Here is a 12727-nt window from a genome sequence, read left to right as displayed (position 1 = left end):
TCATGAGCGGCGTACAGAAGCTCCCGATCGCGAAGGCGATCAACGAGTCGCTCCGCAAGGCGCTCGAAACCGACCCCAAGGTCCTGATCATGGGTGAGGACGTCGGCAAGCTCGGCGGCGTCTTCCGCGTCACGGACGGCCTCCAGAAGGACTTCGGCGAGGACCGGGTCATCGACACCCCGCTCGCCGAGTCGGGCATCGTCGGCACGGCCGTCGGGCTGGCGCTGCGCGGCTACCGCCCGGTGGTGGAGATCCAGTTCGACGGCTTCGTCTTCCCGGCGTACGACCAGATCGTCACGCAGCTCGCGAAGATGCACGCCCGCGCCCTCGGCAAGATCAAGCTGCCGGTCGTCATCCGTATCCCGTACGGCGGCGGCATCGGCGCGGTCGAGCACCACAGCGAGTCGCCGGAGGCGCTGTTCGCGCATGTGGCGGGGTTGAAGATCGTCTCGCCGTCCACGGCGTCGGACGCGTACTGGATGATGCAGCAGGCCATCCAGAGCGACGACCCGGTGATCTTCTTCGAGCCGAAGCGCCGCTACTGGGACAAGGGCGAGGTCAACACGGAGGCCATCCCGGACCCGCTCCACGGGGCGCGGGTGGTCAGGGACGGTACGGATCTCACCCTGGCGGCCTACGGCCCGATGGTGAAAGTCTGCCTGGAGGCGGCGAACGCCGCGGCCGAGGAGGGCAAGTCGCTGGAGGTCGTCGACCTCCGGTCGATGTCCCCGATCGACTTCGACACGCTCCAGGCGTCGGTGGAGCGGACGCGCCGGCTGGTCGTCGTCCACGAGGCGCCGGTCTTCTTCGGCTCGGGCGCGGAGATCGCCGCCCGCGTCACGGAGCGCTGCTTCTACCACCTGGAGGCGCCCGTGCTGCGGGTGGGCGGCTACCACGCGCCGTATCCGCCGGCCCGGCTGGAGGACGAGTACCTCCCGGGCCTGGACCGGGTGCTCGACGCCGTCGACCGCTCGCTCGCGTACTGAGGAGTGCCGTGACCATGACTGCTGACATCGCCGCCCGGTACCGGGAGTTCAGGATGCCCGACGTGGGCGAGGGACTCACGGAGGCGGAGATCCTGAAGTGGTACGTACAGCCGGGCGACTCCGTCACGGACGGCCAGGTCGTGTGCGAGGTGGAGACGGCGAAGGCGGCCGTCGAACTGCCCATCCCGTACGACGGGGTGGTGCACGAACTGCGTTTCGGGGAGGGCGCCACGGTCGACGTGGGCGCGGCCATCATCACGGTGGACGTGGCCCCGGGGAGCGGCGGGGGGCAGGCTCCCGCTCCGGCTCCGGAACAGGCCCCGGATTCGGCTTCGGCTCCGGCCTCCGCTCCGGCTTCGGCTCCGGGAGCTTCGGCCCCCGCCGCCGCTCCGGCTTCCGGGGCCGGGGCGGCGGGTGGCGGCCGTACGCCGGTGCTCGTCGGCTACGGGGTGGCCGAGGCGCCCACGAAGCGCCGCCCGCGCCGGGGCGCCGCTCCGGCCGCCCCGGCGGCTCCGCCCGCCCCGGTGCCCGGCCAGGTGAACGGCCACGCGGGTACGGCGCCGGCCTCCCCCGCGCGCCCGCTGGCCAAGCCGCCCGTACGGAAGCTGGCCAAGGACCTCGGCGTGGACCTGGCGACGGTGACGCCGTCGGGCCCGGACGGGATCATCACCCGCGAGGACGTCCACGCGGCGACGGCCCTGCCGCGGGAACGGGCCGAGGCCCCGGCCACCGCACCGTCCGCGGCGCCGGCACCGGAACCCGTCCTCGACCGGGAACCCGTCCCCGCCCAGGCCACCGCACCCGCGTACGCCCCCGGAACCGCCCGGGAGACCCGTATCCCCGTCAAGGGCGTACGGAAGGCCACGGCCGCCGCGATGGTGGGCAGCGCCTTCACCGCGCCGCATGTCACGGAGTTCCTGACCGTCGACGTGACCCGCACGATGAAGCTGGTCGAGGAGCTGAAGTCCGACAAGGACATGGCGGGGGTACGGATCAGCCCGCTGCTCCTCGTCGCCAAGGCGCTCCTGGTCGCCCTCAAGCGGCACCCCGACGTCAACGCGGCGTGGGACGAGGCCAACCAGGAGATCGTGCTCAAGCATTACGTCAACCTGGGCATCGCGGCGGCGACCCCGCGCGGTCTGATCGTTCCGAACATCAAGGACGCGCAGGACAAGACGCTGCCGCAACTGGCCGAGGCGCTGGGGGAGCTGATCACCACCGCCCGCGAGGGCAGGACGACCCCGGCGGCGATGCAGGGCGGCACGGTGACCATCACCAATGTCGGCGTCTTCGGCGTCGACACCGGTACGCCGATCCTGAACCCGGGTGAGTCCGCGATCCTCGCGGTCGGCTCGATCAAGCCCCAGCCCTGGGTCCACAAGGGGAAGGTCAGGCCGCGCCAGGTCACGACCCTGGCGCTCTCCTTCGACCACCGGCTGATCGACGGGGCGCTCGGCTCGATGTTCCTCGCCGATGTGGGCGCGGTCCTGGAGCAGCCGAAGCGCCTGATCACGTGGGCGTGATCGGCGGAGCGTGACGTACAGAGGTGCGTGACGGACAGAGGTGGGGGACGGCCGCTCGGGCCGTCCCCCACCTCTGTCCCACTGCCGTCCCTCACTGCCGGTCGGAACCCCTCGTGGAGCCCGGTCGTAAGGGGGGCGGCTCAGTCGCGCTGAGCGTCCGCCGGGAGGGTCCGGAGCTTCATCGTCTTCGCGGTCGAGGTGCCGAAGCCGTGGTCGAGCATCTTCGCCGCGTCCTTGTACCGGTCGGAACCGTTCAGGACGACGCCGACGAGCGTCTTGCCGCCGCGCGTCGCGGCGAACACCAGGCAGGGCCCGGCGGCGGTGCCCGTGCCGGTCTTGATGCCGATGGCGCCGTTGTAGGAGCCGAGCAGCTTGTTGGTGTTGTACCAGGTGTACGTGCGCTTGCCGCCGTTCGCGGCCGGGGCCGTGGCCTTGTACGACGTGGCCTTGACGACCGCGCGGAAGTCCGCGTTCTTCATGGCGTACTGCGCGATCTTCGCCAGGTCGCGCGGCGTCGTGTAGTTGTTCCCGCCACCCGATATGCCGTCGAAGGAATCGAACTTGGTGTTGGTGAGCTTCAGTTCCTTGGCCTTGGCGTTCATCTTCGCGATGAACGACTTCGTGCGCGCCGCGTTGGTGGAGCCCGTGCCGTAGGTGTCGGCGAGGGCGTAGGCGGCGTCGCAGCCGGAGGGCAGCATCGTCCCGTAGAGCAGCTGGCGGACGGTCAGCTTGTCGCCGGTGCGCAGGTCGGCGGTGCTCGCGCCCTCCTTGGTGACGTAGTCGCGGTACGCCTGCTTGACGGTCACCTTGCGGTTGAGGTCCACGCCCTTGGTGCTGAGCACCACCGCGGCCGTCATGATCTTCGTCGTGCTGGCCATCTGGCGCCGGGTGTCGGCGGCCTTGCTGTAGACCGTGGCACTGGACGAATTGTTCAGCAGGAACGCGCCCTTGGCGGTGACGGCCGGGGCGGCGGCCGCCTGCGCGGGCGCGGCCAGGACGGTGACGGAGAGCAGGGCGCCCGCGCCGAGGGCGAGTACGGCGGACCTGCGCACGCCGGGGTGAGTGGATGTCAAGGAAACACTCCGAGTTCGCGAATGCGGGTGAAAACGTCGGTACATCGTCTGAGCGCTACGAACGCTGAACGCTACGTGTCAGACCCGCGAAGGGGCCTCAGAGATGTACGAACCCAGGTAATCATTCCGGAAAAACTGGTCCGCAGGGGCCCGGTGGTTTCGGAGTTGCCGATGTGCCGCCTCAGGAGCCGGAGGTGAGGCGGGCCGCCGAGGCGATCGTGGCGCGTGCCTCGCGCTCGTTCAGACCGGTCCGTACGGCCGCGTCGACCAGTGCCTCGGTGAGCGCGTCGCCGAAGCCGTGCTCGTACGCCCGGCAAGCGGCCCAGAACAGCCGGGTGTTGCGCTGCCCCTCGTGTGCGGCGAGCACGAACTGCACCAGGCCGTGGCCGCGCGCGGGCCGGTCCCGCGCGTGCCGGGGCCGGGCCGGCGGCGTCAGCAGGCGCAGCAGGGCGCGCGGGCAGGGCGCGGGCGCGAGCCCGGCCGTGCCCGGGGCGAGCCGGTAGGCGCCGCGGGCGGTGACCGAGCCGGGGCCCACGAGATAGCCGCCCGCGCCCCGTACGTCGATACCGGGCGCGAGCCGGCCGGCGGAGTTGGGCACGACGACGTCCGGCGGGCCGGTGAGCCAGATGTGCCGGCCGCCGCTGGGCGTCAGCACGACCACCGTGTCCGGCAGCGTGAAGAGGTGCTGGAAGGCGAGGTGCTGGAGCGCGGCCACGGAGTCCGGCGCGGGCCCCCGCAGGTCCCGCAGAGGGTTGGCCCTGGGGCCTCGCGAAGGGCCGGGGGCGACCGCCCCGTCCGCCGGGCCGACGTCGAGGTCGATGCCGATGAGCCGGTACGGCGGCCGGCCGCAGGCGATCCCGTACCCCGTGGCCCAGGGCACGGCGGCGAACAGCGCCCGTACCCCCGCCGGATCGGTGGTGGCGTCGTGCACGCCGTGGCCGGGACGACCGCACTCGCCACGGCAGAGGGAAGGGCCGCCGGGCTCGTCCCGGTGCGGTGAGCGCAGGGCGGGGAGCTTGGCGGGGGACAGGGGGAAGACGGGGAGCCCGCGCTCGGCAGCGGACAGCGCGTGCGCGAGGGCCGGGGTGGCGGTCTGCCGGAGGGTGGTGGCCATGGCTCCATGTTCGTACAGACGTTCGAAGAAAGGAAGGGGGGAGGGCCGGACGGCGGTACCGGAAGAGGCGTTACGGGATGGATTTCACCGCGGGGGCGGCGGTGGGTCGGAGGGGTGTGCTGAAACGCTTCACCTCTTGCGGTGTCCGGATTCCGAGGAGTTCTCGCCGGGGTCGGCCTCTGCGGCCGTGGTGTGATGCGGGGCTTTGGGGGCGCATTGGGGGTTTATCGACCTGTCCTCACGCTTGCGAGGGAATCAGCTCCTCCGGGGTGGTTCCGGACGGATTCGGTGGGCAATTCTGAGTTCGCGACGTCGCCACGAAGACCGGAGCGGCCGGCCAACCGCCCCGGATCGAACTGCACTTCCCGCCGTACTTCTGGTTCCTGGAGGAAATGACATGGCAAGCTTCCGTACCGCCCGTGCCTTCGCCGCTGTCGCCGCGCTGCCCCTGGCCGCCGCGCTCTTCACCGGGGTGGCCAACGCCGACAACGGCGCCCTCGCCAACGACGGATCGAACGCCAGCGCGGCCTCGATCAGCGGCAGCGGGGTGGGCGGTCACAACTTCGGCAACTCGACGACCACGCAGCAGGTGGCGACGGGTGCCGGGGCGTCCAACCAGAACAACACCGCGAGTGTGGTGGGCTCGGGCTTCACCTCGATCGACCAGTCCAACGAGAACGTCGAGGTGAATTTCACCAATCTGTGGTGGTGAACTCGGCCCGACGGGGGGCGTGACTGAGGGGTGAACGACGACCTGCGCGGCGGTGCGGAAGCACCGCCGCGCAGCCGTGTACGCAGCCTTGTGCGCGGACGGTGCGTCCGCGCGGCCGGCGGGGCGGACGTGCCGGAGGGACCGGTGCGGTCGCGTGGCGGGGCCGGTGCCAGGGTCGGCCCCTACAGTGCGCGTCCGCTTTCCTCCACCTTCAGGAGGTGTAGTCACCCCCACCCCTACACCCTGAGGCGGACACGTCTTCGGGACCTGGGGCCGATCCCTCGGCCGGGCCCCGCTCCTAGCGTGGAGCCATGACCACGCCTGTCTGCCCGAGCGCTTCCACAGCCGCCAAACCGGCCGCAACGCCGGCCGCGCAGTACGTGCCGTACGCCGCGCAAGCGACGTATCCGCCCTACACGTCGTTCTCGTCGTACGTACGGGCGCGGGGGCCCGTACTGCTGCGTACCGCCCGTTCGCTCACCGCCAACCCGTCCGACGCGGAGGACCTGCTCCAGACCGCGCTCACCAAGACGTACGTCGCCTGGGACCGGATCGAGGACCACCGGGCCCTGGACGGCTATGTCCGCCGGGCCCTGCTGAACACCCGCACCTCGCAGTGGCGCAAGCGCAAGGTCGACGAGTACGCCTGCGAGGAACTGCCCGAGCCCGCGGGCCTGCCCGAGCCGGATCCCGCCGAGCGGCAGGTGCTGCACGACGCGATGTGGCGCGCGGTGATGAGACTCCCCGACCGCCAGCGGGCCATGGTGGTCCTGCGGTACTACGAGGATCTCAGCGAGGTCCAGACCGCCGAGGTGCTCGGTGTCTCGGTCGGCACGGTCAAGAGCGCCGTGTCCCGCGCGCTCGGCAAGCTCCGTGAGGACCCGGAACTCTCCCCCGCACGCTGACAGCCCGATCCCTCCTCCCCCGACGCACGGGTGGCCCCGACGGATTCGGGGAACTTCCCGCGGTGGTTTCTACTCCTGGGTAGTGACATACCGGCCGGTACGCGCGCAGAATCTCGGCAGCGAAACACCGCCGCAACGAATCGCGACGCGACGCCAACACCCGCCGGGAGGACGCCGTGCTGAGCACCATGCAGGACGTACCGCTGACTGTGACCCGCATCCTGCACCAGGGGATGACCATCCATGGAGCGTCACAGGTCATCACCTGGACCGGGGAGAGCGAACCGCAGCGCCGCAGCTTCGCCGAGGTGGGCGGACGCGCGACCCAGCTCGCCCGCGCCCTGCGCGACGAACTCGGTGTCACCGGCGACGAGCCTGTCGCGAGCCTCATGTGGAACAACTCGGAACACCTTGAGGCGTATCTGGCGGTCCCCGCCATGGGCGCGGTCCTCCACACGCTCAACCTGCGCCTCCCGCCCGACCAGCTCGTCTGGATCGTCAACCACGCGGCGGACCGCGTGGTGATCGTGAACGGTTCGCTGCTGCCGCTGCTCGCCCCGCTCCTCCCGCAGCTGCCCACGGTCGAGCACGTCGTCGTCGCCGGAGCCGGCGACCGCACCGCGCTGGACGAGGCCGTGGCCGCGCGCACGGCGTCCGGGGCTCCCGTACGGGTGCACGCGTACGAGGAACTGATCGCCGGCCGTCCCACCGCCTTCGGCTCCTTCGACTGGCCGGAGCTGGACGAACGGTCCGGGGCGGCCATGTGCTACACCTCCGGCACCACCGGCGACCCCAAGGGCGTCGTCTTCTCGCACCGCTCCATCTACCTGCACTCGATGCAGGTCAACATGGCCGAGTCGATGGGGCTCACCGACCGGGACCTCTCGCTGGTCGTGGTCCCCCAATTTCATGTAATGGCCTGGGGGCTGCCGCACGCGGCGTTCATGACCGGCATCGGCATGCTGATGCCCGACCGCTTCCTCCAGCCGGCCCCGCTCGCCGAGATGATCGAACGCGAACGGCCCACCCACGCCGCCGCCGTCCCCACCATCTGGCAGGGGCTGCTCGCCGAGGTCACCGCCCGCCCCCGGGATCTGACGTCCATGGCCCATGTCACCATCGGCGGTTCCGCCTGTCCGCCGTCCCTGATGGCGGCGTACGACAAGCTCGGGGTACGGCTCTGCCACGCCTGGGGCATGACGGAGACCTCGCCGCTCGGCACGACGTCCAACCCGCCCGCCGGACTCACCGCGGAGGAGGAGTGGCCGTACCGCGTCAGTCAGGGCCGCTTCCCGGCCGCGGTGGAGGCACGGCTCGCCGGGCCCGGCGGCGACCTGCTCCCCTGGGACGGCGAGTCCGCCGGTGAGCTGGAGGTACGCGGACCGTGGATCGCGGGGGCGTACTACGGGGGCGCGGGCGCCGAACCCTTCCGGCCGGCGGACAAGTTCAGCGAGGACGGCTGGCTGCGGACCGGCGATGTGGGCGTCATCAGCCCGGACGGCTATCTCACGCTCACCGACCGGGCGAAGGACGTCATCAAGTCGGGCGGCGAGTGGATCTCCAGCGTCGAGCTGGAGAACGCGCTGATGGCCCACCCCGACGTGGCGGAGGCCGCGGTGGTCGCCGTACCGGACGACAAGTGGGGCGAGCGGCCGCTCGCGACGGTCGTCCTCAAGGACGGCGCGAGCACCGGATACGCGGAGCTGAAGGAGTTCCTCGCCGGGAAGATCGCGAAGTGGCAGGTGCCGGAGCGGTGGTCGGTGGTGGCCGCGGTGCCGAAGACGAGCGTCGGGAAGTTCGACAAGAAGATGATCCGCAGGCAGTACGCGGGCGGCGAGCTGGACGTGACGCGCTTGTAGGCGTGGCGGCGTGGCGGCGTGACTGTCCGTACGGCGCCGCCGACCTGCCGATCGGCGTCGACCGGCGCCGATCGGCAGGTCGGTTGGTCAGCTGGTCAGTTGGTACCGATCTTGGCGAGGAGGTCGACGATCCGGTCCTGCACCTCGGTGCTCGTGGAGCGCTCGGCGAGGAACAGCACGGTCTCGCCGGAGCTGAGCAGCGGCAGCTCCGCCTCGTTGATGCCGCCCGAGGTGTATATGACCAGCGGGGTCCGGTTCAACTGGCCGTTCGCGCGCAGCCAGTCGATGATCCCGGCGCGCCGGCGCCGTACCTGCATCAGGTCCATGACCACCAGGTTCGGCCGGATCTGGGCGGCGAGGTTGACGGCGTCGTTGTCGTTCGCGGCGCGCGCGACCTGGAGGCCGCGCCGTTCCAGTGTCTCCGTGAGGGCGAGCGCGATCTCCTCGTGCTCCTCGATCACCAGCACGCGTGAGGGGTGCTGCTCGCTGTCGCGCGGCGCCAGGGCCTTGAGGAGCACGGCCGGGTCGGCCCCGTACGCCGCCTCCCTGGTCGCCTGGCCCAGACCCGCCGTCACCAGGACGGGGACCTCGGCGGCGACCGCGGCCTGGCGCAGCGACTGGAGCGCCGTACGGGTGATGGGGCCGGTCAGCGGGTCGACGAAGAGGGCCGCGGGGAACGCGGCGATCTGCGCGGCGACCTCCTCGCGGGAGTGCACGACGACGGGCCGGTAGCCGCGGTCGCTCAGCGCCTGCTGCGTCAGGACGTCCGGCGCGGGCCAGACCAGCAGGCGGCGCGGGTTGTCGAGCGGCTCAGGAGGGAGTTCGTCGTCGACGGGCTGCGGCTGGGGGCGGTTGGCGACCTCGACCGCGCCACCGGGGCCGTCCAGCGGCTCGGGGCCCTCGGCACCCTCGTCGGGCGCCCCTATGGCGTACGAGCGGCCCGTGGCCGGCGCGGTCGGCAGCCGCAGGCCGCCGCCCTGGGTCTGGTGCTGACCCTGGCCCGGAGGCTGCGGTTGCGGCTGAGGGGAGGTGGCGGCCCCGGCCGGTTCGGGGCGCTCGGTGCCGGCGGGCGGGGTGCCGAGCTTGCGCCGGCGGCCGGAGGGGCCGGAGGGCGCGGTCGGCGGCTGGCCCTGCTGCGGGATCTGCTGCGGGATCTGCTGCCCCTGCTGGGCCAGGGGCACGCCCTGGCCGAGCGTGCGCACGCTGAAGGCGCGGCCCTGGGTGGAGTCCGGCGGGACCGGGACCGGGACGGGGGCCTCTTGCGGCAGGGGCTGCGCGGGCGGCAGCGGCTGGTGCGCGCCGAGCCGGGGGTGCGGTACGGAGGACTCGGCGGACGGCTCCGAGGCGGCGACCGACGCGGCGGCGGGCGTCGGCTCGGGCTCGGGAACGGGTGCCGGAGCCGGAACGGGTGCCGTTCCTGGGACCGGTGCCGGCCCCGCGACCGGCGCCGGAGCCGGAGCCGGAGCCGGGGCGGCGGGCGCGTCGGCGGGCGCGGGCTCCTCGGGCCAGCCCGGCGGCGGCGCCATGAACCCGAAGCCGGAAGTGGTCGGCATCCCCTGCCCGTTGGTCGCCGTCCCCGCGGGCCGGCCCGCACCCTGCCGGGGGAAGGCGCCGACCGGGGCGGCCGGTACGGGGCCGCCCCAGCCGTTCGGGTCCGGCGCCGCGGCCGTCTCGGCGGCGGGCACCGGGGCGGGGGCGGGAATGGGGCCGGGCTGGGCACGGCGCCCCGCGGCGGGCAGGGGGTGCGGCTGCGGTGGGGTGTGGTCGTCGTCCGGAGCCGTGCGTACGGCGTCGTGCCGGCCCGGCACCGAGGTGTCCTGGGCGGCGGGCGCGGGGACCCGGCGGTCCGCCTCGGCGGGCGGCAGGGCGAACGCGCTGCGGGCGCTGTCCGCCTCGGCCGGGGGCGGGACGCGCCGGTCCTGCGCGGGCGCGAGCGCTCGGCGCGCGCGGCGCCCGGCGGGCTGCTGCGGGGAAGGCTGCTGGGGCTGCGGCTGGGCGGGCACGGGCACGGGCCCCGCGACGGCGGGAGCCGGGGCCGGTGCCTGCGCGACCGGAGCGGCGCCCGCGACCGGAGCGCCCCCCTGAGGAGCGGACGGCCCGGAGGGCACCGACGGCACGGACGGCACCGACGGCCCGGACGGCAGCGCGGGAAGCGCCCGCTGCCCGGGCCCGCCGTGCCGCGCGCGGCGTTCGGAGCCCGGCTCGACCGGCACGCCCTGCGGCGGCACGGCCGCGCCGAGCGCCGCGAGCCCGGTCGGGTGCGCCCCCTCGGACGAGGTCACGACCGCGCCCTCCGACGGCGCGGGCACCGGCGCGGGCGCGCCGCCCGGCAGCGCGAGGGCGGCCCCGGGCCCGGCGGCGCCCGGCGCCGCGTCCTCGGCCGGGCTGGGCCGCCCGCGCCGCCGCCCCGTACCGCTCCCGGCGCCCGTGACACCGGCACCAGCCGTACCCTCGGCTCCAGACCCACCAGAGCCACCAGAGCCACCCGCGGCCCCGGCGCCGGTCCCGGACTCGATCGCGCGGGCCCTGCGCCGTCCCGTGGGCTCCCGATCCTGCTCGCCCGTGTCCTCCACCGGGGAGTCCAGGAACGCGTCCGTGGTCGCCCGCCGCGCGCGCCGCCTGCCGCCGCCCGAGGTCCCGTGACCCTGCCCGGGGCCCGGATGCGGCGAAGGCGCCTGATGCTGCGTTCCCTGCGTACCTTCCCCGCCGGGCATCGCGGAGGGCGGCGGAACCGCCCCCGAGCCCTCGCCCAGCGGCAGCTCCAGGACGTACGCGCTGCCGTTCATCCCGGGCACCTCGTGCGTCTGCAGCACGCCGCCGTGCGCCCGTACGATCCCGCGCACGATCGGCTCGTGCACCGGGTCCCCCCCGGCGAACGGCCCGCGCACCTCGATCCGTACGACGTCACCGCGCTGCGCGGCGGCCACCACGATGGTCGAGTCGACGTAACCGCCGGCCGGCGACGCCGTCTTCGTACGGCCCGTCGCGTCGACCCCGGCCACATCGGCGACGAGATGCGCGAGCGCCGTCGCCAGCCGGACGCCGTCCACCTCGGCCTCGATCGGCGGGGCGTGCACCGCGAACTGCGCCCGGCCGGGCCCGATCAGCTCCACGGCGCCCTCGACACCGGCCGCCACGACCCCGTCGAGCAGGGTCTTCGCCTTGGTGAGCGTCTCCGTACCGGCGTCGAGCCGCTGATAGCCGAGGACGTTGTCGACGAGCGTCGTCATCCGCGCGTACCCGGCGGCGAGATGGTGCAGGATCTGGTTGGCCTCGGGCCAGAGGTGGCCCGCCGGGTCGGCGGCGAGGGTGGTCAGTTCGCCGCGCAGCTCGTCCAGCGGCCCGCGCAGCGCCTCGCCGAGCACGGCGGTGAGCTGGGTGTGCCGGCCCGCGACATCCCCGTACCGCTCCGTCAGCCCCTCGATCTCGGCCGCGTACCGGTCGCTGCGGTCGGCCAGCTCGGCCGCGTGCCGCTCCTCGGCGGCGGCCAGTTCCGCGGTGAGCCGGTCGGTCGTCTCCGTCAGCTCGGCGGTGAGCCGCTCGTCGGTCTCGGCCACCTCCGCGGTACGCCGCTCCTCGGCGGCGGTCAGCTCGGCGGCGTGCTGCTCGATGAGTTCGTCGTACGGGCGCCGGTCGGTGAAGGTCATCACGGCGCCGACGAGCTGGTCGCCGTCGCGCACGGGCGCGGTCGTCAGATCGACCGGCACCTTCTTGCCGCCCTTCGCCCACAGGACCTGCCCGCGCACCCGGTGCTTGCGGCCGGAGCGGAGCGTGTCCGCGAGCGGGGACTCCTCGTACGGGAACGGCTCGCCGTCCGCGCGCGAGTGCAGGATCAGCGGGTGCAGCTCCTGCCCGCCCAGGTCGCTGGCGCGGTGGCCGAGGATCTGCGCGGCGGCCGGGTTGACGAGCACGACCCGCCCGTCGGTGTCCGTACCGACGACACCCTCCGACGCGGCCCGCAGGATCATCTCCGTCTGGCGCTGCGAGCGGGCCAGCTCGGCCTCGGTGTCCATCGTCCCCGACAGGTCCCGTACGACGAGCATGAGCAGCTCGTCGCCGGTGTAGCTGTGCGAGTCGTTGTACGCGTCCCGGCCGTCCTCCAGGCTCGCGCTGGTCACCTCGGCGGGGAACTCGCTGCCGTCCGTGCGCCGCGCCATCATGCGGGTGGGCTTCGTACGGCCGCGGGCGTCGGCGGAGGCGGGGCGCCGCATCGAACCGGGGATCAGCTTCGAGTCGAACTCGGGCAGCAGGTCGAGCAGCCCGCGGCCGACCAGGGCCGTGCCGGGGGCCTCGAACATCTCCAGGGCGATGGTGTTGGCGTTGACGACCGTGCCGTTGGCGTTGACGAGCACCAGGCCGTCGGGGAGTGCGTCGAGTATCGCCGCGAGGCGAGCAGCGCCTCGGGATGGCCTGCTGCTCACGACGACGCTTCCTCCCTGAACCACTGCACCTTGCGGACGGCCGCACCCATCTTGCCTCTCGGCTCCCGGCCTGTCACTGATGGGAGTCTAAGGGCTGGGACGGGGGCAGCGGCGGCGATGAGGGGTACCTCTCG

At 73.4% G+C, this 12727-nt stretch carries 8 protein-coding genes; 5 read left to right on the top strand and 3 right to left on the bottom strand.

Features of this window, described 5'->3' with window-relative positions; genetic code table 11:
* Positions 1-2: 2 nt before the first annotated feature.
* On the top strand, positions 3-986 hold the full coding sequence (locus tag ACFTZC_RS16550; RefSeq protein WP_382890187.1) for an alpha-ketoacid dehydrogenase subunit beta: 984 nt from the start codon (positions 3-5) through the stop codon (positions 984-986).
* Between the two features lie 14 nt (positions 987-1000).
* Positions 1001-2509: a dihydrolipoamide acetyltransferase family protein gene (locus tag ACFTZC_RS16545; protein ID WP_382890185.1), complete on the top strand. Its 1509-nt coding sequence runs from the start codon at positions 1001-1003 to the stop codon at positions 2507-2509.
* Positions 2510-2649: 140 nt separating this feature from the next.
* Here the strand turns inward: ACFTZC_RS16545 and ACFTZC_RS16540 are convergent, their stop codons facing one another.
* Entirely contained in the window at positions 2650-3582 is a 933-nt protein-coding gene (locus tag ACFTZC_RS16540; protein ID WP_382890184.1) for a D-alanyl-D-alanine carboxypeptidase family protein, read from the bottom strand.
* 181 nt (positions 3583-3763) lie between these two features.
* Positions 3764-4696, bottom strand: coding sequence for a bifunctional DNA primase/polymerase (locus ACFTZC_RS16535; protein WP_382890182.1), 933 nt, complete (start codon positions 4694-4696; stop codon positions 3764-3766).
* A gap of 397 nt (positions 4697-5093) precedes the next feature.
* Here ACFTZC_RS16535 and ACFTZC_RS16530 point away from each other — a divergent pair, with 397 nt between their 5' ends.
* The 3 genes from ACFTZC_RS16530 to ACFTZC_RS16520 all read left to right on the top strand — a co-directional run bounded on the left by ACFTZC_RS16530 (position 5094) and on the right by ACFTZC_RS16520 (position 8172).
* Positions 5094-5408: a hypothetical protein gene (locus ACFTZC_RS16530; RefSeq protein WP_382890180.1), complete on the top strand. Its 315-nt coding sequence runs from the start codon at positions 5094-5096 to the stop codon at positions 5406-5408.
* Between the two features lie 311 nt (positions 5409-5719).
* Positions 5720-6313: a SigE family RNA polymerase sigma factor gene (locus ACFTZC_RS16525; protein ID WP_382890178.1), complete on the top strand. Its 594-nt coding sequence runs from the start codon at positions 5720-5722 to the stop codon at positions 6311-6313.
* A gap of 176 nt (positions 6314-6489) precedes the next feature.
* Positions 6490-8172: a long-chain fatty acid--CoA ligase gene (locus ACFTZC_RS16520; protein ID WP_382890177.1), complete on the top strand. Its 1683-nt coding sequence runs from the start codon at positions 6490-6492 to the stop codon at positions 8170-8172.
* A 95-nt stretch (positions 8173-8267) separates the two neighbouring features.
* On the opposite strand, the gene ACFTZC_RS16515 is transcribed toward ACFTZC_RS16520, so the two are convergent.
* Positions 8268-12593: a PAS domain-containing protein gene (locus ACFTZC_RS16515; protein ID WP_382890175.1), complete on the bottom strand. Its 4326-nt coding sequence runs from the start codon at positions 12591-12593 to the stop codon at positions 8268-8270.
* Positions 12594-12727 lie beyond the last annotated feature (134 nt).

Origin of the sequence: Streptomyces sp. NPDC056987 (assembly GCF_042673865.1) — a bacterium.
In the GTDB taxonomy this organism is placed as follows: Bacteria; Actinomycetota; Actinomycetes; order Streptomycetales; family Streptomycetaceae; genus Streptomyces.
Note: the sequence above shows the minus strand (reverse complement) of the source record. Positions and strands in the feature narration are given on the sequence as shown.

Bases quoted from the DNA above. Each gene is read 5' to 3' on its own strand.
- ACFTZC_RS16545 (WP_382890185.1), top strand. From the start codon at position 1,001: ATGACTGCTGACATCGCCGCCCGGTACCGGGAGTTCAGGATGCCCGAC.
- ACFTZC_RS16530 (WP_382890180.1), top strand. From the start codon at position 5,094: ATGGCAAGCTTCCGTACCGCCCGTGCCTTCGCCGCTGTCGCCGCGCTG.
- ACFTZC_RS16550 (WP_382890187.1), top strand. From the start codon at position 3: ATGAGCGGCGTACAGAAGCTCCCGATCGCGAAGGCGATCAACGAGTCG.
- ACFTZC_RS16535 (WP_382890182.1), bottom strand. From the start codon at position 4,696: ATGGCCACCACCCTCCGGCAGACCGCCACCCCGGCCCTCGCGCACGCG.
- ACFTZC_RS16525 (WP_382890178.1), top strand. From the start codon at position 5,720: ATGACCACGCCTGTCTGCCCGAGCGCTTCCACAGCCGCCAAACCGGCC.